General features: G+C 71.5%; 18 protein-coding genes. 6 read left to right on the top strand and 12 right to left on the bottom strand.

The features are described 5' to 3' along the window. Positions 1–6: 6 nt before the first annotated feature. From ABZ193_RS28215 to ABZ193_RS28175, 9 genes are all read right to left on the bottom strand, one after another. Positions 7–1,944 carry an alginate lyase family protein gene (locus tag ABZ193_RS28215; protein WP_354712131.1) on the bottom strand — a complete coding sequence of 646 codons (1,938 nt, stop codon included), beginning with the start codon at positions 1,942–1,944 and terminating at the stop codon, positions 7–9. Continuing rightward, positions 1,944–4,115, bottom strand: a complete 2,172-nt coding sequence (locus ABZ193_RS28210) for a bi-domain-containing oxidoreductase (RefSeq protein WP_354712121.1) — start codon at positions 4,113–4,115, stop codon at positions 1,944–1,946. Before ABZ193_RS28210 ends, ABZ193_RS28215 begins: the two co-directional genes overlap by 1 nt. 9 nt (positions 4,116–4,124) lie before the next feature. Continuing rightward, positions 4,125–6,026 carry an asparagine synthase (glutamine-hydrolyzing) gene (asnB, locus tag ABZ193_RS28205; RefSeq protein ID WP_354712119.1) on the bottom strand — a complete coding sequence of 634 codons (1,902 nt, stop codon included), beginning with the start codon at positions 6,024–6,026 and terminating at the stop codon, positions 4,125–4,127. Positions 6,027–6,028: 2 nt separating this feature from the next. Beyond that, the gene (locus ABZ193_RS28200) at positions 6,029–7,630 is read right to left on the bottom strand and encodes a Wzz/FepE/Etk N-terminal domain-containing protein (protein WP_354712117.1); all 1,602 of its coding nucleotides are present in this window, start codon (positions 7,628–7,630) and stop codon (positions 6,029–6,031) included. Then, on the bottom strand, positions 7,627–8,940 hold the full coding sequence (locus ABZ193_RS28195; RefSeq protein WP_354712115.1) for an exopolysaccharide biosynthesis protein: 1,314 nt from the start codon (positions 8,938–8,940) through the stop codon (positions 7,627–7,629). Before ABZ193_RS28195 ends, ABZ193_RS28200 begins: the two co-directional genes overlap by 4 nt. A 178-nt stretch (positions 8,941–9,118) precedes the next feature. Beyond that, positions 9,119–10,297, bottom strand: coding sequence for a glycosyltransferase family 4 protein (locus tag ABZ193_RS28190; RefSeq protein ID WP_354712114.1), 1,179 nt, complete (start codon positions 10,295–10,297; stop codon positions 9,119–9,121). After that, a complete protein-coding gene (locus ABZ193_RS28185; RefSeq protein WP_354712112.1) occupies positions 10,287–11,603 on the bottom strand; it encodes a nucleotide sugar dehydrogenase in 1,317 nt (438 codons plus the stop codon). The genes ABZ193_RS28190 and ABZ193_RS28185 overlap by 11 nt, the downstream gene beginning before the upstream one ends. Positions 11,604–11,737: 134 nt before the next feature. Further along, the gene (locus ABZ193_RS28180; protein ID WP_354712110.1) at positions 11,738–12,610 is read right to left on the bottom strand and encodes an LLM class F420-dependent oxidoreductase; all 873 of its coding nucleotides are present in this window, start codon (positions 12,608–12,610) and stop codon (positions 11,738–11,740) included. A 27-nt stretch (positions 12,611–12,637) separates the two neighbouring features. Beyond that, positions 12,638–13,579: a hypothetical protein gene (locus tag ABZ193_RS28175; RefSeq protein WP_354712108.1), complete on the bottom strand. Its 942-nt coding sequence runs from the start codon at positions 13,577–13,579 to the stop codon at positions 12,638–12,640. Positions 13,580–13,721: 142 nt separating this feature from the next. On the opposite strand from ABZ193_RS28175, the gene htpX reads away from it, so the two are divergent. Beyond that, positions 13,722–14,588: a zinc metalloprotease HtpX gene (gene htpX / locus ABZ193_RS28170; RefSeq protein WP_020417478.1), complete on the top strand. Its 867-nt coding sequence runs from the start codon at positions 13,722–13,724 to the stop codon at positions 14,586–14,588. A gap of 289 nt (positions 14,589–14,877) precedes the next feature. On the opposite strand, the gene ABZ193_RS28165 is transcribed toward htpX, so the two are convergent. Both ABZ193_RS28165 and rfbA read right to left on the bottom strand, forming a co-directional pair. Further along, positions 14,878–15,375, bottom strand: a complete 498-nt coding sequence (locus ABZ193_RS28165; RefSeq protein WP_354712106.1) for a hypothetical protein — start codon at positions 15,373–15,375, stop codon at positions 14,878–14,880. Further along, positions 15,375–16,256, bottom strand: coding sequence for a glucose-1-phosphate thymidylyltransferase RfbA (gene rfbA, locus ABZ193_RS28160; protein WP_237336180.1), 882 nt, complete (start codon positions 16,254–16,256; stop codon positions 15,375–15,377). The genes ABZ193_RS28165 and rfbA overlap by 1 nt, the downstream gene beginning before the upstream one ends. A gap of 87 nt (positions 16,257–16,343) precedes the next feature. Between rfbA and ABZ193_RS28155 the strand changes: the two genes are divergently transcribed. The 3 genes from ABZ193_RS28155 to ABZ193_RS28145 are packed head-to-tail and all read left to right on the top strand — an operon-like array spanning position 16,344 to position 18,482. Beyond that, positions 16,344–17,210, top strand: coding sequence for an alpha/beta hydrolase (locus tag ABZ193_RS28155; RefSeq protein WP_237336179.1), 867 nt, complete (start codon positions 16,344–16,346; stop codon positions 17,208–17,210). A 4-nt stretch (positions 17,211–17,214) separates the two neighbouring features. Continuing rightward, positions 17,215–17,805 (top strand): TetR/AcrR family transcriptional regulator, encoded by a 591-nt coding sequence (locus ABZ193_RS28150; RefSeq protein WP_027935781.1) that lies wholly within the window; start codon positions 17,215–17,217, stop codon positions 17,803–17,805. Positions 17,806–17,816: 11 nt separating this feature from the next. After that, a complete protein-coding gene (locus ABZ193_RS28145; RefSeq protein WP_354712103.1) occupies positions 17,817–18,482 on the top strand; it encodes a DsbA family oxidoreductase in 666 nt (221 codons plus the stop codon). Here the strand turns inward: ABZ193_RS28145 and ABZ193_RS28140 are convergent. Beyond that, complete coding sequence (locus tag ABZ193_RS28140; protein ID WP_237336177.1) at positions 18,455–19,591, bottom strand: sialidase family protein; 1,137 nt, start codon at positions 19,589–19,591, stop codon at positions 18,455–18,457. The two genes, ABZ193_RS28145 and ABZ193_RS28140, sit on opposite strands and share 28 nt — an antisense overlap. Before the next feature lie 197 nt (positions 19,592–19,788). On the opposite strand from ABZ193_RS28140, the gene ABZ193_RS28135 reads away from it, so the two are divergent. Continuing rightward, entirely contained in the window at positions 19,789–19,917 is a 129-nt protein-coding gene (locus tag ABZ193_RS28135) for a hypothetical protein (RefSeq protein ID WP_020417485.1), read from the top strand. 62 nt (positions 19,918–19,979) lie between these two features. Beyond that, positions 19,980–22,832, top strand: a complete 2,853-nt coding sequence (locus ABZ193_RS28130) for a lantibiotic dehydratase (protein ID WP_354712101.1) — start codon at positions 19,980–19,982, stop codon at positions 22,830–22,832. Positions 22,833–23,058 lie beyond the last annotated feature (226 nt).

Raw genomic sequence — 23,058 nt, 5'->3', positions numbered from 1 at the left:
TCCCGGCTAGTCGGCGAAGCGCAGCAGTGTGGTGAGCGGGCCGGCGCGGCCGGTGAGCCCACTGCCGATCAGGGTCGTGGCCGGTTCGCGGCGGCCGTAGCCGGGCGAGTACCAGCCGAGCGGCGGATCGGTCTGGCCGCGGTGCGCGGTCCAGGTGAGCGCCGCGGGAAGGTCGAGGATCGCGGCCCGGTCGCGGCCGCCCGCGGTCCACGTCAGCACCGCCGCGTTGCCGGTCAGCTCGGCGCTCACCCTCGGGCCGAGGTGGAACGCGAGCCGCGCCGGGTGGTGCCGGTCGTCGGTGATCTCGTCGGTGATCCGCAGTTCCCGTTCGGCCGGGTCGAGTTCGACGGTGCGCCGGTGCACGGCGGGCCGGTAGCCGTCGTGCTCGGCGGACCACCGCGGCGCCCCGCCGCCGGGGCGGGCCAGCACGCGGGTGCGCGCGTGCCGCGTCCACAGGAACGGGCCGCCCGAAGTGGACTGGTCGGCGTCGTCCAGTTGCACCGTGTTGTGGCCGAGCGTGGACCGGAAGTACGCCCGCCACCCGGGTTCGCCGTGGTAGCAGTAGGTCCCCGGGTCGGCGAGAACGTCGACGCCGTCGTGCCGCACCTCGACCGACAACGCGTCGGCGTGCGCGTGCGCGGCGATGGACAGGAACCCGTGCGGGCCGCCGTCGCAGCGGCACCAGATCTCGCCGCGGCCGTCCCCGGCCGGGGTGCGCAGCAGGGTCAGCCCGGCGTCGGCGAAGTGGTCCGGTCGCGTGCGTGGCCGGTCCGCGGTTTCGAAGCGACGGGCGAGCGCGGTGAGCAGCGGCGTCCGGGCGTCCCCGCCGCGCGGGCTCGGCCACCAGTCCAGCCGTCCGAACAGGACGTCGCCGGTCGCCAGCAGCGACGACCACCGGTTGACCCCGGCGCCGTCGAGCACGAGCCCGTGCCCGTCGTCGCTGTCGCCCTGGCGCGGCGGGTGCAGCCGCACGTCGACGACGGCCGCGAGCGCGTCGGTCATCCGCAGCAGCGTCCGCCACAGCGAGTCCGGCGCCGCCGGGCCGGCCTCGATCGCCGCGGCCAGGCCCAGTTCCAGGACCAGGCCGTGGTACTCGGTGGCCAGCTCCCGGTTCAGGCCCGAGCCGAACGTGTTGGCCGCCAGGTGCTCGTCCAGCGAGCGCAGCGCCGCCGCCCGCCAGCCGGCCGATTCGGGGAACCACGGGAACGCGCAGGACGCGGCCAGCTGCCCGGCCGCCTCGGCGATGACGTGGTTGTTCGCCGACGACCCGCGGCTCGGGAAGGTGGCGAGCCACCGCTGGTGGTGCCAGATCTGGTGCAGCGCCTCGGGGTTGTCCTCGAACAGCCCGGACGCGCCGGGCCAGCCGTCGAGCAGCCGCCGCACCCACACCCAGGACAGCAGCCGGATGCCCAGCTCGATCCCGCTGACCCAGTGCACGCTCGTCATCGGCGCGTTCGCCGCCCACCACGACTTCAGGTGGTCGGCGACGCGCTCGGCGTAGCGGTCCTCACCGGTCAGCGCGTACGCGGTGGCCAGCACGGTGAGGTGCTGGTGCCGCGACGGCTCCCAGATCTGCTTGATGTCGCCGACGACGTCCTCGTGCCGGTAGGGGATGTCGAAGGCGAAGGTGTCGGCGGGCGCGTGCCGCCCGGTTTTCGGGTCGAACGACCAGTCCGGGCTCACCATGTCGTGCCGCCGCAGGCCGAAGTACTCGGCGCGGCCGTCGAGCAGCCGGTCCGCGGTCTCCAGCACGCGTGCCCGCGCGTCCGCCGGGACCTGCACGCCTTCGGGCAGCACGGCGGTGAACCGGCGGCCGGGCAGCGGAACGGACGCCTCGGGCAGCGCGCGCCGCAGCCTGCGCCGGTTCAGCACGTCCGCCGCGCGCCCGGCGACCTCGCGCGGGCCCATCCGCGACAGCCGCCGCAGGTACCAGGCGGGGTCCATCATGACGGGGTCCCGATCTTGACCGGCACGCCGGTGGCCAGGCTGGTCTGCACCGCGAGCGTCGCGAGCGTGGTCGCGACCAGCGACTCCAGCGGCACCGGCATCGGCCCGCCCGAGGTCACCGCGGTGACGAACGCGTCCAGCTCGGCGTGCTGCCCCTTGTCGCGGCCCTTCGGCAGGCGCGAGCTGGTCCACCGCTTGCGCCCGTACACCGAGGCGCGCGCGAAGTCGTCGAACTTCAGCACCTTGCCGTCGGCGACGACGTCCAGCGTCTCCTTGGGGAAGCTCGTCGAACCGCTGGTGGCGTAGCTGATGGTCGCGGTCGAGCCGTCCGGGTACCGCAGCACGACCTGCAGGTCCTGCTGGTCCGGCGTGGCGCAGGCGTAGACCGACACCGGGTCCGCGCCGAGCAGCCAGCTCACCGTGTCGATGAAGTGCCCGCCCTCGCCTGCGAACCGGGTGCCCTCGGAACCGGCCTGGTCGTACCAGCTGCCGTGCTCCAGGCGGCCCGCGTTGATCAGGTACCGCACCGACGCCGCGCCGATGCGCCTGCCGAACCGGCCGGTGGCCTCGTGCAGCAGCGGCGCGAACCGCCGGTTGAACCCGACCTGCAGCCGGTCGTTGCCGGACTCCTCGATCGCGCCGAGCACCTTGCCCAGCTCGGCTTCGCTGAGCGCCAGCGGCTTCTCCACGAACACCGCCTTGCCCGCCAGCAGCGCGCGGCGGGTCAGTTCGGCGTGTGAGCTGTGCCGGGTCACCACGAACACCGCGTCGATCTCCGGGTCGGCGAGTGTGGCGTCCACATCGGTCGTGGCCTCGGCGAACCCGAACTTCCGCTTGGCGTTCGCGCCCGACAGGGCGGACGTGGTGACGACGCGTCGCAGCTCGACGTCCTCCCGTTCGGCCAGGTGCGGCAGCAGCATCGAGGACGCGTAGTTGCCCGCGCCGATGAACGCGGTCCGCACCTTGCCCATCCGCTGCGACGTGCGGATCGGCTCGCGCCGGGGGACTTCCGCGACGAGTGCGGGCTCCTCGGCGTCCTTGGCCACGTCGGGGTACCGGAAGAGAACGGCGACGGCCTTCAGCTCGCCCTCGTTGAGCCTGCGGTAGGTCTCCACGGCGGTCGAGAAGTCCGCGACGTGCGAGACCAGCGGCTCGACGTCGACCCGTTCGCGGGCGATCAGGTCGAGGAAGCACTCCAGGTTGCGGCGCTCGGTCCAGCGCACGTAACCGATCGGGTAGTCGCGGCCGTCCAGTTCGTACTCCGGGTCGTACCGGCCGGGGCCGTAGGAGCGGGAGAACCGGACGTCGAGTTCCTTTTCGTAGTAGGCGTTCCACGGCAGGTCGAGACGGCACTTGCCGATGTCGACCACGCGGCCGCGGTCGCGGGCGAGCTTCGCGGCCAGCTCGACCGGCTCGTTCGTGCTGCCGCCCGCGGCGAGGTACACCTGGTCCACGCCGTGCCCGCCGGTCAGCTCCCCGACCGCGATCTCCACGTCCCCGGAACCGGGGTGGCCGCACACCGACGCGCCCAGCCGTTCGGCGAGCTTGCACCGCTCCTGGTCCGGGTCCACGCCGACCACCCGCACGCCGGACGCGGCCAGCAGCTGCACGACCAGCTGCCCGATCAGGCCCAGCCCGATGACCAGCGCGACGTCGCCGAGCTGCGGCTCCCCGCGCCGGACGCCCTGCATGGCGATCGCGCCGACGGTCGCGAACGACGCGTGCCGCGGCGCGACCCCGGTGGGCACCCGCGTGTAGAGGTTCTTCGGCACCCAGTTCAGCTCGGAGTGCAGCGCGTGCTCGTTGCCCGCACAGGCGACGAAATCCCCGACGGCGACGTCATCGATTCCGGACCCGACCTCCTCGACCACACCGCACAGCGAGTAGCCCAGCGGGGTGTAGGAGTCGAGCCGGTTCATCACCTTGCGGTAGGTGGCGCCGACGCCGTTGGTCGCGACGCTCTGGACGACCTTCGCGACCTGGTCCGGCCGCGACCGCGCCTTGCCCAGCATCGACATGCTCGCCTCGGACACCTTCATCATCTCGGTGCCGGTGGAGATCAACGAGAACGCGGTCCGCACGAGCACGCCGCCCGGCTTGCACGCGGGCGCCTCGACGTCCAGCAGGGCCAGCTCGCCGCTCTTGTAGTTCTGTACGACCTGCTTCACCAGGGCTCCTTACGCTGCTCGCTCGGCCGCGCCGGCTTCGGTCGCGCTGCGGTACCAGTACTCCAGGGTCAAGACGTGCCAGAGGTGCTTGGACCGGTCCTCCCGGCCGGCGGCGTCCTCGTCGACCAGCCGCTGCAAGGCCTCGCGCCGCAGGAACCCGGACTTGACGAGGACACCGTCGTGCACGACCTCGCGCACCAGCGGCGCCAGATCGCGGCTCATCCACGCCCGCAGCGGGGCGCTGAACAGGCCCTTCGGCCGGTAGACGATCTCCTTCGGCAGGATCGACAGCGCGGCTTCCTTGAGCGCGGCCTTGCCCTGCCGCCCGGCGATCTTGCGGTTGCCGGGCAGGCTGAACGCGGCCTTGACCACCTCGACGTCCACGAACGGCACCCGCACCTCGGTGGAGGCGGCCATCGTGGAGCGGTCGGTGTAGGTCAGGTTCAGCCCCGGCAGGAACATCCGCGCGTCGGCGAGGCACATGCGGTTGACGAAGTCGTCGAGCAGGTTGTCGTGGTAGGTGTCGGCGTGCTCGGTGAGCACGTCGTCCACCGCGCCGGTGAGGTCGGGCGCGACCAGGCCGGCGAGCTCGTCCCGGTCGTACATCGTGTAGCTGCGCCGGAACGCGGTCTCCTCCGGCAGGGTCGCGAAGGACAGGAACCGCTTCGCGAAGCGGACCGACCGGAAGCCCCGCTTCGAGGTCGCCACCGGCAGCCGGTCCACAACGGACTCCAGCGGCGTGCGCACCGCGCCGGGGATCTTCTGGTAGCGCAACGCGATCAGGTTCGCCAGGTGCTTGCGGTAGCCGGCGAACAGCTCGTCCGCGCCCATCCCGGACAGCATCACCTTCACGCCGGCCTCCCGCGCGGCCAGGCAGATCAGGTAGCTGTTGATGGCTGCCGGGTCGCCGATCGGCTCGTCCAGGTGGTAGGTCAGGTGCGGCAGCAGGTCCTGCACGTTCGGCGCGATCTCGATCTCGTGCAGGTCGACGCCGAAGCGGTCGGCCACGATCCGCGCGTACCGCAGGTCGTCCGGCATGGCTTCGAACTTCGCGTCCTCGGCGCGGAAACCGATGGTGTAGGCGGAGATCCCGGGGGAGTACTTGGCCGCCAGCGCGGTCAGGTAGCTGGAGTCCAGGCCGCCGGACAGGAACGTCGCCACCGGCACGTCGGAGAGCAGGTGCTTGCGGGTGGAGTCCTCGACGACCGCGGCCAGGTCGGCGGGCGGGCCGTGCCGGGCCTCGGTCGCGACGTCCCGCAGGATCCAGTACCGGCCGGTGTCCACCCGGCCGTTCGGGCGCACGCGCAGCCACGAGCCCGGCGGCAGCTTGCGTGCCTCGCGGAACGCGCACCGGCTGTCCGGCACCCAGTAGTAGAGCAGCGACGCGACCAGCGCGGTCTCGTCCACGTGCAGCCCGCCGATCTCGCCGGCGAGAGCTTTCAGCTCGGAGGAGAACGCGATCCCGTCGCCGCGGCGCACGTAGAACAGCGGCTTGATGCCGAGCTGGTCGCGGGCGAGGAACAGCTCACCGGTGCGCTCGTCGAAGATCCCGAAGGCGAACATGCCGCGCAGCCGCGGCAGGCACTCGACGCCCCAGCGCCGCCACGCCTCCAGCAGGACCTCGGTGTCGGAGGTGCCGCGGAACCGCACGCCCTTGCTCATCAGCTCGGCCCGCAGCTCGGGCGCGTTGTACAGCTCCCCGTTGTAGGTCAGCGCCAGCCCGCCGGAGACCATCGGCTGCGCGCCCGTCTCGGACAGGTCGATGATCGACAACCGGCGGTGGCCCAGGTGCACGTCACCGTGGTCGTAGCGGCCCTCGCCGTCCGGCCCGCGGTGGGCCAGGCGCTTGGTGAGCCGGTCGGTCAGCGGGCCACCGTCGGGCCAGCGGTAGGTTCCTGCGACACCGCACATGGTCAGCCTTCGCGATCGAGGGGCAGCTTGCCGTTCACGTGTGCCTCCGGGGCGTCGACCGGCGTGAACTGCTTCGTCGGCAGGTCGGCGTGCACCGGCTGGAGCGTCACGGTCTGCTCGCCCTTCCCGGCGGAGGAGGGGATCGGCGCGAACCACTTCGTCGGGTGGTCGTCGACGTTGGCGCTGCCGTTGGCGGGCCGCGCCTCGGCGAACGCGGCGCGGCCGCGCAGCGCGGTGTGCAGCCCGTCCCACAGCGTGCCGTCCGTGCGGTCCCGCGGATCCGGCGCGACGAGCACGATGCCGATGACCGGGATGCCCAGGTCGGCCAGCTGCCGCGCGACGGTGTGCAGCCACGCCGCGTCCGCCTTGCCCGCGCGGACCACCAGCACGGTTTCCGCGCCCAGCCGGCGCAGGTCGGTCCACGCCGTCCCCGGCGACACCGAGCCGACCCCGATGCGGGCCTTCTCGGCCGCGCTGCCGTCGACGACCCGCACGCCCTCACCCGCCTCGCCGGACAGCGCGGTGACCTCACGGTGCGGCAGGTCGTCCACGACCACCACCGGACCGTCCAGGTGCCGGGCCATGTCCAGCGCGAGCGTGGCGGCCACCCGCGGGCAGCCGAGTTCGAGGACGGACACGCTGCCGCTCTCGCCGACCGCGCGGGCCAGCGTCGCCGCGACCCGGTCCCGTTGCGCGGCGGCGCCTCCCCACGGCCCCCGCCGGGGCTTCGGCAGCTGCGCGATGACGGACGCGCCGAGGTGCGCGGCGATCTCCCGCCGCAGCAGCGGCCGGTCCCGCACCACGCTCATCACGGCGGCCAGGCCCAGCCCGGCGACGAGCCCGAACCCGAGCCCGATGCCCGCGTTGGTGACCAGCGGGGCGAGCGGGGATTCGACGACCGGACGTGGCGCGTCGACGATCTGCGTGCCCGCGGCCAGCTGCGGTGTGCCGATCTTCGCCTCGTTGGCCTGGTTGGTGAAGTCGGAGACCCGCGAGGTCAGGTCGGCGCGCCGGGCGTAGAGCGACTGCAGCTCGGCCGGGCCGATCTGGCTGTTGCGGCTCGCCGACGCGGCGATCTGCCGGTCGACCTCGGTCAGCTCGGTCTGGATCTGGTCCCGTTGCCCCAGCAGGGCCTGCGCTTCCGCGTCCGCCGCGGCCTGCATGCGCTGGCCGTGGTCGGCGATGAACGCGTCCGCCAGCGCCTGCGCCTTCGCGACCGCCTCGCCGTAGCTACGGGCCGTGACCTGGAGTTCCAGCACGTTGTTGGTCAGCCCGGTGCCGGTGTAGGACTTCACGAACTTCTCCGGCGGCTCGGACGAGCCCAGCCGCTGCAGCGCAGCCCCGGCGATCCGGGTGGTCTCCAGGATGGCCACGTCGGTCTTGATGAGCGTGCCGCTGTCGTTCGGCGCGTCCTCGGCGTGCAGCACGAGCAGCCGGGTCACCGCGGTCGGCGGGGTCGGCGACACGACCGCGAGCGCCGCGCCCGCGAGCAGCCCCAGCACCGCGGCCGAGAGCCACAGGCGGCGCCGCCGGCGAATCGCGATCAGCACCCGCTGCAGGTCGAGCAGTGGTTGCGCGTTCTGGTTGCTGTCCGGTGTCGTCACGCTGAACCTGCCAATGCTTCGTCGCCTGCGGTCTTCGTGCCGCCTGGCTCGGGAACCGCGGCCGTGCGCTGGGCGACGACGACGCCGAGCACCCGCTGCCCGGCGTCGGCGGCGGCCTCGGTGATCGCGACGAGCTCCCAGCCCGTCCTGGTCCCGCTGGACACCACCACGAGGACACCGGCGGACTCGCGGTCGTCCGGCACCGTCGGCCGCTCGGGGTCGATCAGCGCCACACGCAGCTCGGGGCGTCCGCCGTGGCCGGCTGCGGCCAGCTGCGCGACCGCGGTCCTGGCCACCGGGTCGTCCTGCGCGGCCAGCACCAGCACCCGCGAGAACACGCCGGAGCCGTCACCGAGGCGGGAGAGCACGCGGCGGTACCGGATCTCGCGGCTGGCCGCGTCCGCGGAGGCGTTGAGCTCCGGCAGGTTCCACGGCTCGTCGGTCTTGAGCAGCCGGGCCCACCAGCGCCCCTCGTCGCCTGCCTGCGCGTGGTCCGGCGTCTCCGGCACGTCCACGCTGCCCAGCAGCGGCGCGCCGACCGCCGCCGCGATCTCGGCCTCGTTGCGCAACCGCCGGTCGGTGCGCGCGCCGACGAGGTGACCGAGCACGCCGAGCAGGAAGAACACGAGCGCGCCGCCCGCGACGAAGTGGATCATCGTCGGCGGCGCGGGGGAGGACGGCCGCTCGGCCGAGCCCATGACGACCACCTGCGCCTGGCGGCCGCCGCCGTCGAGCTGGTCGAGCTTGGCCATCGCCTCGGTCAGCGCCGTCCGCAGCGTCTCCAGCTGGGTGCGCACCTCGACGCTCTCCACCGTCACGCCCTGCACACGGCGGGACAGGTCAGTGATGCGGTCGTTGGTCTCCTGCACCTGGCGGCGCAGCGCGTCCTCCTGCTCCTGGCGGATCTGGCTGGCCGCGTCCGCGGTGCTGCCGATCAGCTGGGCGGAGTAGTTGACGTACTCCTTGGCGACCTGGTCGGCCAGCAGCTGCGCGTTTTCCGGGGTCTCCGCCTCGGCCGTGATCGCCACGATGTTGCCGTCGGCCGCGGTCGCGCTCACCGAGTCGTGCAGCTCGGATCCGGACACACCCCAGGCGAGTGCCTGCGCGGTGCGGTCCAGCACCACCGAGCTGGTCGCGATCTGCGTTTCGGTCATCAGCTCGCTGGAATCGGGCGCGCCCTGCAACAACACGTGCGAAGTCGTTCGGTAGCCGGGGGAGAAGATCAGCGACGCGCCGGCCCCCACCAGCGCGCCGAGGACGGCGAGGGCGGCGAGGACCCGCCAGCGGCGGCGCACGATCCTGCCGATCATGGACAGACGGACGGTGTCGTCGTTCAACGCCCCGGGCCCCCTCTCGTAAACATCGCCCGCCCGCGAACGGATGGGCTTTCACAAACCACGTCGCGGCGATTCCCGGATTGGTTACCGGCTTGTTCAAAACGCGACCAGGCGTTTTTCCGACGAGGATTCCGTTGTCCCGGTCGGGAATTCACCGACCGGTGGCGGCGTACGCCGCGAGCAACGCTTTCGCCGAATTGGCCCAGGACAACGGTCCCGCGACGCGTGCCGCGCCCAGTTCGCCCATGCGCTTCCGCTCGGCCGGGTCGTCCATCAGCCTGGCGGTCAGCTTGGCGAATTCGAGCTCGTCGTTGGCCGGCGCGTAAACCGCCGCCTCGCCCGCGGAAACCCGTGCCTCACGCAGGTCGAACGACACGATCGGACGGCTCATCGCCATGTACTCCATGATCTTGTTCATGGTCGACACGTCGTTGAGCGGGTTCAGCGGATCCGGCGCGAGACAGACGTCCGCTGTGGACAGATAACGGACCAGGTCGGCGTCCGGTATGCGGCCGGTGAACTCGACCTGGTCGTCCAGGCGGAGATCTTTCGACAACGCGACCATCGCGTCGAACGCGTCCCCGGAGCCGACGAACACCGCGTGCCAGTCCGTGCGGCCCAGGTCGTCACGCAGCTTCGCGAGCGCGCGGAGGGCGTAGTCGACCCCGTCCTGCGGGCCCATCACGCCCAGGTAGCACAGCATGTTCGGCTTGCCGCGCTTGAGTTCCGGCTCCGGCGGCACCTGCCGGAACCGGTCCACGACCGGGGCGCTGCGGACCACGAACACGTCCTCGGGCCGTTTGCCGCCGCGGGTGAGCGCCACGTCGCGGTAGCTCTCGTTCGTCGCGATCACCACGTCCGCGGCCCGGTAGGTGGCCCGCTCCAGCGCGCACACGCCCCGGTAGAGGAGGTCCTTCCCGCGGTCGAAGCGCGACAGGTACAGCTCGGGCACCAGGTCGTGCTGGTCGAAGACGAACTTCGCGCCCCGCCGCTTGAGCATCCGCGCGACGAGGAAGAGCAGGTCGGGCGGGTTGCACGCGTGCACGACGTCGACCGGGCCGATCTTGCGGGCCAGCCGGAACGTGTGCCACAGCGCGGATCCGTACTCCTGCAGGTAACCGGCCGGCCCGCCGGTCGCCGCTTTCAGCGGGTAGCGGTGGATGCGCACGCCGTCGATGACGGCTTCCGGCTCGGTGTCCCGCTTCGTCCCTTGTGGACAGATGACGTGCACCTCCCACCCGGCGTCGCGCAGGGTGGTGCTTTCCTGCCAGACCCGCCGGTCGAAGGGCACGGACAGGTTCTCGACGAGGATCAGGGCTTTACCAGGCAAGGCCGACGTATCCTTCTTCGGTGCGGCGCACGGCGGCGTCGGGCAGGCGGACGAGGTCGATCAGCGTGCGGTCGCCCGCCCTGGGCAGCGCCGCGAGCACGGCCGGGTCGGTGCTGCCGACGAGGCACACCTCGGCGTGGTCGAGCACCTCGTCGACGGTGCCGGCGAGCAGCTGGCCGAGGTGCGGCAGGCGGCTCTCGATGTACTCGCGGTTGGCGCCCATCAGCCGCGACAGGCTGACGTTCGCGTCGTAGATCTTGAGGTCGTAGCCCTTGCCCAGCAGGCGTTCGGCGAGTTCGACGAGCGGGCTCTCGCGCAGGTCGTCGGTGCCCGGTTTGAAGGACAGGCCGAACAGGCCGATGCGGCGCTTGCCGGTGCGCGCGACCAGGTCGAACGCGCGGCGCAGGTGCTCCTCGTTGGAGGGCAGCACGTGCGACAGCAGCGGCACCGAAACGTCGGCGCGGTGCGCGGCGTAGACCAGGCCGCGCAGGTCCTTGGGCAGGCACGAGCCGCCGAACGCGAAGCCGGGCCGCAGGTAGGCGGGGCTGACGTTGAGCTTGCGGTCGGCGAGGAACACGTCCATCACCCGGTGCGAGTCCAGGCCGAGCGCGCGGCAGATCGCGCCCAGCTCGTTGGCGAACCCGATCTTGAGGCCGTGGAAGGCGTTGTCGGCGTACTTGGTCATCTCCGCGACCGGGATGGGCACGCGGAAGACGTCGCCGGGCAGACCCTCGTACAGCTTGGCGACGGCGTCACCGCTGGCGGTGTCCAGCTCGCCGATCACCGTCTTGGGCGGGTCGAAGAAGTCCTTGACGCTGCTGCCTTCCCGCAGGAACTCGGGGTTCACCGCGACGCCGAAGTGCACGCCCGCGGTCAGCCCGGAGGCCTTCTCCAGGATCGGCACCAGCAGGTCGAGGCAGGTGCCGGGCAGCATCGTGCTGCGGAATACGACCGTATGCCGACCGGTTTTGCCCGCGAGCGCGCCGCCGATCTCCTCGGTGACGCGTTCCAGGAAGGCGGTGGACAGGCTGCCGTTGGGCGCCGACGGGGTGCCGACGCAGACCAGCGAGATCTCGCTGCCCGCGATCGCCTCCGCGACGTTCGTCGTGGCCCGCAACGCGCCGCTGGCCACGACCGCGGCGGTGAGTTCGCCGATGCGTTCCTCGACCACCGGCGCTTTCCCTTGCCGGACAAGATCGATCTTCACGGGGTTGATGTCGACCCCGATCACCTCGTGCCCCTCGCCGGCGAGGCACGCGGCCGACACGCATCCGACGTAGCCGAGCCCGAAGACACTGATCCTCATGGAAATCCTCCCGCCGCCACCGGCTTGCCCCAGAGGTCGGCGGGCGGGCGGAGATCGTTACGGCGCCGGGCAGCTGGAAAACCGCTTACCCGGTGCGGTTTCCGCGGGGAAGAAACCGCCCGGCGCGGCGCCGTTCACAGCGCTTCGGCGTAGGGGATGACGTCCTCGGCGAAGACGTCGATCAGGCGGAGGTCCGGAATTCCCGGTACCGAGCCGATCACGCCGTCGATCCCCAGCTCGGCCAGCCGGCTCAGTTCGGCCTTGAGGTCCCCGCTCTTCTCGCCGGCTGGACCGACGTCGAGCGGGTGGTAGACGGTTTTGGTGATCTCGCCGTAGTCGCGTCCTTCGGCTTCGCAGTGCGCGTGCAGGACGTCGAGTTTGTGTTCGAGTTCCGGCCCGTTGAAGATGTTGCACGCGTCGGCGTATTTCGCGACGAACCGCAGGGTCTTCTTCTCACCGCTGCCGCCGACCATGATCGGCGGGTGCGGTGTGGACAGCGCCTGCGGGACGTTGAGCAGTCGTTCGGCCTCGATGTGCGCGCTGGAGAACGGGCCGTCGTCGTCCGACCACATCCGCAGCACGTACTGCAGGGTCTCTTCGAGCATCTGGAAGCGTTCCGCGGTGGGCGGGAACGGGAACCCGAGGCCGCGGGACTCCTCCTCGTTCCAGCCCGCGCCGATGCCGAGTATGGCTCGTCCGCCGGAGAGGACGTCCAGGGTGGTGACGGCCTTGGCCAGTACACCGGGCTGGCGGTAGAGGACGCCGGTGATGACGGTGAGCAGCTTGGCGCGCCGGGTGTGCGCGGCGAGGTAGCCGAGGGTCGTGTAGGCCTCGAGCATGTCGTTCTCGGTGGGGCCGACGCCGCGGATCTGGAAGAAGTGGTCCATCACGGCGAGGTATCCGAACCCGGCGTCGTCAGCGGCGCGAGCGACCTCGGCGAGTTCGCGGCCCAGAGCGGTGGGTCCGTTCGGCCAGGTGAAGTCGGGGATCTGCAGTCCGAGTTTCATGGACTCCTGGTACCCGGTGCCGGGAATTCAGAATCCGGTGATCACGTGCAGGCGGTCGTGCAGCGGGTCGGTGACGTGCACGGCGCCGGTGCGCTGATCGACGGCAACCTGCCCCGGGTTGATGCCGAGCGCGAGTTCGCCGGTGATCTGGCCGCGGGCGCCGTCGATGCGGACGAGCCCGTCCGGGCCGCCGTTGGCGTACACGGTGTGGGTGGCCTGGTGCACCGCGACCGAGGACGCCTCGCTGCGCAGCAGGATCGTGCGGATCTCCTCGCCGTCGATCACCGTCATGTGGTGGATGCCGGAGTTCGCGACGTACACCGTGCCGGTGCCGTGGTGGACGGCGAGCCCGGCCGGCCCGTCCCCGACCGGGATGCTGGCGGTGAACTCGCCCGCGTCCAGGTCGAGGACCTCGACGGTGCCGGTGTGGAGGCCGGCGAAGTACCCGGTGCGCCCATCGATCGCCGCGCTGCTGAACCCCTGACCGGGGGCCTCGATGGTGGCCGCGAGCGCGCCCCGGAAGAGGTCGAGCACGCGAACGGCACCGGCCTCGCCGGAAGCGACATACAGTCGGTATGTATCCGCGTCGAGGGCGAGAGCCGCGGGTTCGGACCCGGACGCGACGACGTTGGTGACCCGCCCGCCGTCGAGGACCGCGGTGGTGCCCGGCGTGCGGTTGGCGACGTAGACCAGACCGGTGCGCTCGTCGACGGCGAGGTCGGCCGGGACGCCCCCGGTCGGCACGGTCGCTACGGTGCGCCCCTGGTCGATCACCGAAACCGTCCGGTCCGCCGTGTTCGCGACGTGGCAGAGGCCGGTGACCGGGTTCACCGCGACCGCCTGCGGGCGCCTCCCGACCGGGATCGACGTCAGCAGGGGCGCCGCGCGGGCCGGGGACGGCAGCGCGAGCAGCGCCGCGGTCGTGACCAGGCCGAACACCGTGCGGCGGCTGACCTCGGCGGCGCCCATGACCGACCTCCCCGCGAGGTTTGGGGTACGCGGGTGGAACGGTAACCCGGAGTGCTCGCCGGCGCGCGCGGAGATCATGAAGGAACTTCACTTCCGTTTCGTGCGTTGGGAAAGCGAGTGTTGGTAAGGAGGCGCAGGGCACGTGCACAAGCACCAGAACGGGCTGAAGACCGCGCTGTTGCTCGGGTTGCTGAGTGCCATCATCATCGCGATCAGTTCACTGTTCGGGCGTGGCGCGTTGTTCGTGGGACTCGCGCTCGCGCTGGGGATGAACGCCTACGCCTACTTCAAGTCGGACACGCTGGCGCTGCGCGCGATGCGGGCGCGGCCGGTGTCGGAGGCCGAGCAGCCGGTGATGTACCGGATCGTGCGGGAGCTGGCCACGTCGGCGCGCCAGCCGATGCCGCGCCTCTACGTGAGCCCGACCCCCGCGCCGAACGCCTTCGCGACCGGCCGCAACCCGCGGCATGCCGCCGTGTGCTGCACCACCGGCATCCTGGAGCTGCTGGACGAGCGTGAGCTGCGGGCGGTGCTCGGGCACGAGCTGTCGCACGTCTACAACCGCGACATCCTGATCTCGTGCGTCGCCGGTGCGCTCGCGAGCATGGTCAGCGTGCTGGCGAACCTGGCGATGTTCGCCGGCGTGTTCGGCGGCAACGACCGCGAGGGCAACAACCCGCTGGTGTCGCTGCTGATCATCCTGATCGGCCCGATCGCGGCCGGCATCATCCGGATGGGGGTCAGCCGCTCGCGCGAGTACCAGGCGGACGCGTCGGGCGCCGCGCTGACCGGCGACCCGCTCGGCCTGGCCTCCGCGCTGCGCAAACTGGAGTACGGCACCCGCCGGGCGCCGCTGGTGCCGGAGCCGCAGCTGGTCTCGCAGTCGCACCTGATGATCGCGAACCCGTTCCGCCCCGGCGAGTCGTTCTCCCGGTTGTTCTCCACGCACCCGCCGATCGAGGACCGCATCCGCCGCCTGGAGGAGATGGCCCGCCGCGGCCCGTTCTGATCGGCGCCCCGCCTCGTCGCGGTAGGCGCCCGAGGCCCCTTCCGGTCGTGCATGCCCCGCCGCTCTGAGGTGCCGCCGTTTCCGCGCGACCCGGGACCCCTCGGACCGAGGCTGCCGTTCACCGCCTCACAGTGGCCCGTCCTCAGCCATCCCGGCCATGCGGCCGCAGTCACCGCACCGTCGTTCCACTCGCCGCGGCTCGTCCCGAGCCGTCCCGGTCCTGTCGCTAGCGGCCCGCACCACCGCCCCACCGCACCGCCGCGCCAGGCGCGGCACCCCGCGGCCCGCCCTAGCGGCGCTTCCGCTTGATCCGCTTCTCCAGCCCCATCGCGTGGTAACCGCTGCGCGGCTGGTCCGGATCCACGACCCACAGGATGTCCCGCGCGGTCTCGGCCTCGTGCTCGTAACCCACCTGCAAGATGGTCCACAGCCCGTTGCGCGCCTTGAGCCGGCAGTGCTCCCCGAGGTCGGCGGGCTGCCCGGCGTAGGAGTCGCCGGACACCAGCACCGCCAGCATGTCCAGCAACTCCACCCGCGCGAAGTCCGGCAGCGGACCGGCCAGCGCGGCCAGGATGACCTCGACCGCCGGGACCGCCACCTCGAACAGGTTCCCGCTGATCTCCAGGTGGTTGTCCAGCCGCGCGCCGAGGGCTTCGCGTGGCTCGGCCGCCTCCAGGATCGTCTCGAACGTGCCCGGCAGGTGCGCGCCGCTCTGCCCGCAGCCGCACCGCAGCCGGCCCCAGTCGTGCCGCGCCAGCTCGGCGCGCACGAGCCTGCTGACCGCCACTAACCCACGGCCCCCGCGGCACGGGCGCACGCGACGACGTAGTCCCCGTACCCGGACTTCGACAGCTTCAGCCCGAGCGCGAGGCACTCCTCCGGATCGATGTACCCCATCCGCAGCGCGACCTCCTCCAGGCACGCGATTCGCACGCCGGTCCGGTGTTCGAGCACCTGCACGAACTGCCCGGCCTCCAGCAGCGAGTCGTGCGTGCCGGTGTCCAGCCACGCGAACCCGCGGCCCAGCTCGACCAGCTTCGCGCGCCCCTGCCGCAGGTACGTCAGGTTCACGTCGGTGATCTCCAGCTCGCCCCGCTGCGACGGGGTGAGGCCGCGCGCGATCTCGACGACCTGGTTGTCGTAGAAGTACAGCCCGGTGATCGCCTGGTTGGACTTCGGCCGCTCGGGCTTCTCCTCGATCGACACCAGCCTGCCGTCCGCGTCCAGCTCGCCGACGCCGTAGCGCTGCGGGTCCTTCACCGGGTAGCCGAACAGGACGCACCCGTCGAGCGCGGCGACCTCCTGCTGCATCCGCCCGGAGAAGCCCTGCCCGTAGAAGATGTTGTCGCCGAGGATCAGCGCCACGTCGTCATCGCCGATGAAGTCCGCGCCGATGACGAACGCCTCGGCGAGGCCGTTCGGGCTCGGCTGCTCCGCGTAGCTGAGCCGCAGCCCGAACTGGTCGCCGGAGCCGAGCAGGCGCTGGAAGTTGGGCAGGTCGGCCGGCGTCGAGATGATCAGGATCTCCCGGATCCCGGCGAGCATCAGCACCGAGATCGGGTAGTAGATCATCGGCTTGTCGTACACCGGCAACAGCTGCTTCGACACCGCCTGGGTGATCGGGTGCAGACGCGTCCCGCTGCCGCCCGCCAGCACGATGCCCTTCATGTCCCCAGCTCCTTCCGGATCGATCCGGAACCACCCTAGCGTGTCCCTCACTTCACATACATACTGTCTGTATGTATCTTCGGGAGCATGACTCGCTCACCAGCACTCGGGCCGGAAAAGCGCGTGACCCTCCGCCACGGTGACGTCCGCTACTTCGAACGCGGCGAGGGGCGGCCGGTCGTGTTCATCCACGGCGCCGTGGTCAACGCCGATTTATGGCGGCACGTCGTCCCGGATCTCGCCGAAGCCGGCTTCCGGTGCCTCAGCCTCGACCTGCCGCTCGGCGCGCACGAGGTCCCGCTCCGCCCGGACGCCGACCTCAGCCCGACCGGCATCGCCGACCTGATCGCGGACTTCCTCGACGCTCTCGACCTGCCGGACGTCCTCCTGGTCGCGAACGACACGGGCGGCGCCCTCACCCAGATCATGCTGTCGCGCCGCCCCGAGCGGGTCGGCAGCGTCGTGCTGACACCGTGCGACTGCTTCGACCATTTCCTCCCGCCCCTGTTCCAACCGCTCGTCCCGCTCGCCCACATCCCCGGCTCGATGCGCCCGGTCGCCGCGTTGCTGCAGGTCAAGGCCCTGCACCGGTTGCCGTTCGTGTTCGGGTGGGTGACCAAGTACCCGATCCCGGCAGCGATCGTGGAGTCCTACGTCCAGCCGGCCCACCGAAACGCCGCCATCCGTCGCGACCTGCGCAAGTTCCTCCGCGGCGTGCGCCCGAAGTACACGGTGGAAGCCGCGGAGAAGCTGCGTGCGTTCGACAAGCCGGTGCTGCTCGTGTGGGCGGACGAGGACCGGACCTTCCCGCTGCGCCTCGGCAAGCGCCTCGCCGCGACCCTGCCGAACGCGCGCCTGGTCGAGGTTTCCGACTCGTACGCCTTCGTGCCGGAGGACCAGCCGGCCGAGCTGGTGCGGCACATCCTGGCGTTCGCGGGTGTCATGGCAGATTAGGGGCGTGCGCCGTACGCAGGAAGAGCGATCCCAGAGCACCCGGGCCGCGTTGGTGGCGGCCGCCCGCGAGCTGTTCGCCGAGCGCGGCTACCAGGCCGTGCCCGCGGACGAGATCGTGCGCGCCGCCGGGGTGACTCGGGGCGCGCTCTACCACCACTACGGCGACAAGCAGGGCCTGTTCCGCGCCGTGTTCGAGCAGGTCGAGCTGGAGGTCACGGCCGAGGTCGAAGCCGCCACGAAGAACGCGCCGGACCTCGCCACCGGGCTGCTCTTCGCGCTCAAGGCCTTCCTCGACGCGTGCGAGCGCGCCGAGATCCGGCAGATCTCGTTGATCGACGCCCCGGCCGTGCTGGGCTGGACCACGTGGCGCGAGATCGAGGCGGAACACGGCCTCGGGCTGGTCATCGGCGTGCTGCGGGAGGCGGTCGAGCAGGGGCTGATCAAGCCGCTGCCGGTCGACGTGCTGGCCCAGCTCGTGCTCAGCGCCGTGAACGAGGCGGCGCTGATGATCACCCACGCGGACAACCCCGCCCAGGCCCGGTCGGATGCCGAGCAGGTACTCGCGACGTGGTTGATCGGCCTCCTCGCGGAATAACGCCGGGCCGCGTGGCGTTCGCCGGGATCGTGCAGGTGGAGATCTGGTCCGATGTCGTGTGCCCGTGGTGCTACCTCGGCAAGCGGCGCTTCGAGCGCGCGCTGGCCGGGTTCGAGCACCGTGACCAGGTCGAGGTGACCTTCCGGTCCTTCGAACTGGACCCGCGCGCACCGCGTGAGCCCCAGCCGAAGGCGGCGCTGATCGCCGCGAAGTACGGGATCAGCGAGGCGGAGTTCGCCGCGAACGAGGAGCGCCTGACGCAGCTCGCCGCGGCGGAGGGGCTGGAGTACCACCTGGACGGTGGTGTCATCGGCAACACGTTCGACGCCCACCGCGTGCTGCAGCTCGCCCGTGAGCGCGGCGTGCAGGACGCCGTCGCCGAGCGGTTGTTCCGCGCCTACTTCACCGAGCGGCGTTCGGTCTTCGACGAGGAGTCGCTCGTCGAGCTGGCCGCGGAGTCCGGGTTGGACGCCGACGAGGTCCGCCGGGTGCTGGCCGACGGCTCGTACGCCGACGAGGTCCGCGCGGACATCGACCAGGCCCGCGCGCTCGGCGCGAACGGCGTGCCGTTCTTCGTCTTCGACCGCCGTTACGGGGTGTCCGGCGCCCAGCCCACCGAGACCTTCGCGGCCGCGCTGGACAAGGTGTATCAGGACGCCGAGCCCTTGCCGAAGTAGATCTTGCAGACGTCGCCGTCGTAGTCGGCGGCCAGTTCGAGGACGTTGCGGCCGTCGTCCACCGGCAACAGCGACGAGCTGTAGTTCGGGCAGAAGTTGTTGTAGGCGCGCGGAACGTGCACCGGGGCGGGCAGTTCGTACCAGTTGCCCGCGCCGAAGTCGTCGTTGGCGAGCAGCACCTGGCCGTTGGACGGCAGCGGAGCGCCGGCGCGGTCGGTGTAGATCTGGCCGACCATCAGGAGCCGAACGCCGTTCGGTCCGCCGGGGAACACCGCGACGTTGTGGGCGTGCTGGAAGTAGTTGCCGTTCGCCGTCACGACGCGGGTGCCCGGGTCGGCGGGGTCGCCGTAGTTGGCGCCGTCGGGTGAGATCTTGAAGTACGGGTCGCAGTAGCGCTCGCCGTAGTTGCAGATCTCGTAGCCGAAGTAGTAGCGGCCGTCGGGCAGTTTCCGCACGATCGGCATGCCGGGGCGGACGCGGTCGGGCGAGATCGCGACCGTGCTCTGCTTGGTGCCCCAGGTGACGCCGTCGGTGGACGCGACGCGGTTGAGCACCTGGCTGTGGCGTGGCGCCTCGGTTTCGTCGGCGTAGTGCATCCACAGTGTCCCGCCGGAGTCCACTGTGAACTCCGGCTCGAACACGCCGTCGTGGTTGTGCGAGCGGGCGGCTTCGGACAGGAAGCTCCAGTTCCGGCCACCGTCCGAACTGGACCAGATCCGGATCGACATGCGACGGCCCGCGCCGCCGTTCTGGCCGTAGGACGCCGCCCACAGCAGCGTGCCCGCCCGCAGCCGGCCGACTCGTCGCGGCAGTTCGTAGATGCTGCCGCAGCACTCGCCCTGCGCGCCCGCCGGATCGCGGACCTCGCCGATCTGTCGGAACGACGCGCCTTCGTCGGTGCTCTCGTAAATCCGCGCGAACGCGCCGCCGCCGTCCCAGCTGTTCACGGACGCGACGATCCGGCCACGCCGGAACGGCGCGTGTTCCAGGCGGATCACCCGGGGGTAGGCCCCGACACCGAGTTCGGTGCGCTGCGCCGCGTGCGCCGGAACCGTCAGCACGCCCGTCGTGGCCAGCAGCGTGAGCATCAGCGCGGCCATCCGGCGCATTGGTGCCTCCCCTTCACTCTCAGCAGCGGAATTAGACCACAGGGTGATCACCGGCCGGCCGGTGAAGGTGGGCAAAAGTCAACTTTGTAGCGCAATAGCACGTTAGAATCAACCTCTTGCTGGATCGTTGAACGATCCCCTACGTTCGGAAGGCAGTGGCACAAGCCACAGTTCACGACGAAGGAGAGGCAAATCCCGTGGAAAACCTTGCTCCCGAGGACTTCGACCTGGACCTCCGCATCTCGACTCCGGCGCAGGACGGGGACCTGCTGACGAACAAGTCGGGCTTCAGCGACATCTGCGCCACCCTGTGGCCGTCCTGCTGACCTGATCCCCGGGTGGCGGGTCCTGCGGGGGACCCGCCACCCGTCCAGCCGGGAGGCGAGCGATGTTCACGTGTGCCGGCCCGGCCCTGCTGCGAGCGGCGGTGCGACCGCGCACGACAGGGCCGATCCCGCCGCTGGAGGTGCTCGCGGCGGACGAAACCCTGATGGAGGCGGTCGAAGCGGCCAGCCCCAGCCTGGCCCGCGACGTCCTCCGCGTGGTGCGCGGCGAGCCGGTCAAGGACAAGGTCCGCCGGCGCAGCGCGCTCGCCCTCGCCAAGTACCACCTGCGCCTGACCGGCAGGCCGACGCCGTTCGGGCTGTTCGCCGGCGTCGCGCCCGTGCGTCTCGGCGACCGGCCGGAGTTGCGGATCGGGCGGCAGCACCGTCCGACCAGCCGGACGGATGCCGAGTGGCTGGACGGGGTGCTGCGGCGGCTGCGGACCGATCCGGTGGTCCTGCCGCGGACGGTCCTGGTCGCCAACAACGTCAGCGTCGTCCGCGGCGACCGGCTCGTGCTGCCCGAACGCTACGAAGACGCGCATCGCCGGGAAGCTTCGATCCGGTTCACGCCGCTGGTGCGCGCAGTGCGGGAGATGACGCGCACGCCGGTTCCCTGGCCCGACCTGGTGGCGCAGTTGTGCCGCCGCTTCCGGCGCACGGGGTTCGAAGGCGTGCTGCGGCAGCTCGTCGAGGTCGGGGTGCTGCTCACGGACCTGGACCCGCCGCCGGACTGCGTCGACCCGCTAGCCCACGTGCTAGGCCGGGTGCCTGACGGGCATCCGGTGCACGCGGAGTTGAGCGCGATCCGGCGCGAGTTGCGGGCCGCCGATGCGGCAGTGCCGGACCGTCGGGCGCGCCGGCGTGCGGTGGTGGCCCGGATGCGGGCGCTGCACGACACGGACGACGTCATCCAGACCGACCTGCGCCTGAACGTCTCGGCGACGTTGCCCGCCGAGCTCGGTGCGGAAGCCGCGCGAGCCGCGGATGCGTTGTGGCGACTGGGCTCCACGGCCGGACCGTCCTGGTCGGACTCGTACCGAGAGCGCTTTCTGGAGCGGTACGGCAGCGACCGCCTGGTCCCGGTGCTGGAACTGCTCGACGACACCCGCGGCCTCGGGCTGCCGTCGTTTTCGCCGGGGCCTTCGCGTCCCGGGCCCCGTGGCCTGATCGAGCACCTGCTCGCTGCGGCGCGCGAGGGGCGTGACGAGATCGCACTCGACGACGAACTGGTCGATTCGCTCGCCGAGGACCCGCCCGCGCGGCGGCCGGTGTCGATGGAGTTGTGCGCGGAGGTGCTCGCGCCCAGCTGGGACGCCTTGTGCGCGGGCGAGTTCCGGCTGGTCGTCGGTGAGAACCTGGGGTCGCCGCAGGCCGGGTCGACGATCGCGCGGTTCGCGCACCTGATGCCCGAGCTCGACGACGAGCTGACCGAGCTGGTCCGCGACGGTGCGCCCTCCGGTGCCGCGCAGGTGGCCTGCCGTCCGCGGACGATCCGGTCGGCGAACGTCGCGTCGGTGCCGCAGCGGCTTCCGGCGCGCATCCCGGTGAGCTGCGGGCCGGCGTCCGCGGACGTTCCCGACCTGCGGCTGGAGGAGCTGGCCGTGGGCGCGACGCAGGACGAGTTGTACGTCGTCGACCTGGCGTCCGGGCGGCGCGTGGTCCCGGTCTCCGGGTCGATGCTGAACCCGCGCAGCGGGCACGTCCCGCCGGTGGCGCGGTTCCTGCTCGAGCTGGGGGAGCAGGAGAACCCGTCGTGCCTGCCGTGGCGGTGGGGCGACTTGTCGACAGCTCCGGCGCTGCCGCGGGTCCGGTACGGCCGGACCGTGCTCGCGCCGGCCCGGTGGCTGCCCAGCCGGGAGATGCTGGACCCCTCGTCCGACTGGCCGGACGCCGTACGGAGGTGGCGACAGCGGTGGGACGTGCCCAGGCGGGTGCAGCTGACCAGTTCGGACAACCGGATCCCGATCGACCTGACGGACGACGGGCACCTCGCGGTGTTCCGCGCCGAGCTGCGGAAGACGCCGCGGCTGGTGGTGCAGGAGGTCCTGTCGCAGGGGGATGGCTGGCTGGACGGCCATGCGTGTGAGGTCGTGTTCCAGCTGTTCGGGGAGCGCCCAGCGGCCCGTCCGGCGCCGGCCACGCGGACCCGGTCCGAAATGCTGGACCTGCCGGGTGGCGACTGGTTGTACGCCAAGCTCTACGCGGGGGACGCGGCGCAGCGGCAGATCCTGCGGTCGCACCTGGCCGATCTCGTAGCGGATGTGGAGGACTGGCACTTCGTCCGGTATGCCGATCCCGATCCGCACCTCCGGATCCGGTTCGCGGGCAAGCCGGAGATGCTGTGGACGACGTTGTTGCCGCGCCTGCACGCGTGGGCGGCCGGGCTGTGTTCGGACGGGTTGGCGTCCCGGCTGGTGCTGGACAGCTACGACCCCGAGGTCGAGCGGTACGGCGGCCAGGATGCGATCGCCGCGGCGGAGCGGGTCTTCCACGCTGACTCGCTGGTCGCGCTGGGGATGCTGGAGCGGGAGGCGGACGACCTGGCGGTGGCGTCGAGCGTGCTGGACCTGGTCCGGCATTTCGGACAGCCGTCGGAGGTCCTGGACTGGCTGGCGGCCGCAGTGCCACTCGACCTGCGGCGAAGCGTGCCCCGCGACCGGCGCGAGTCCCTCGCCGCGGCGATCGATGCCACCGGTCGTCCGTCACTGGACCAACCGTGGAGACACCGGAGCCGGGCTGTTGGGGACTACCTGAAGCGCCTGTCGCCGGAGCGGTACGGACGGGTGGCGTTGAGCCTGGCGCACATGCACTGCAACCGCCTGTTCGGGATCGACCGGGCGCGGGAGCAGGAGGTGTACGCGCTGGTCCACGGGGCGCTGACGCTGCGACTGGACCGCGGGAAGCACGGCCGATGAGGGCCGCGAAGAGCGGTCAGCGCTGGTGGCCCGGCGGTCCCAGGGACCACGACTTCCGAGGAGGAGCGGTGAGCACTGCTGTTGCGATCCGGCGGGCGCGGTCCCAGGGGATCAACCGTCACCAGCACACGACTTCCGAGGAGGAGCGGTGAGCACTGCTGTTGCGATCCGGCGGGCGCGGTCCCAGGGGATCAACCGTCACCAGCACACGACTTCCGAGGAGGAC

Source organism: Amycolatopsis sp. NPDC006125 (genome assembly GCF_040614195.1).
Taxonomy (GTDB): domain Bacteria; phylum Actinomycetota; class Actinomycetes; order Mycobacteriales; family Pseudonocardiaceae; genus Amycolatopsis_E; species Amycolatopsis_E tucumanensis.
This window is presented reverse-complemented; position numbering and strand designations above follow the sequence as displayed.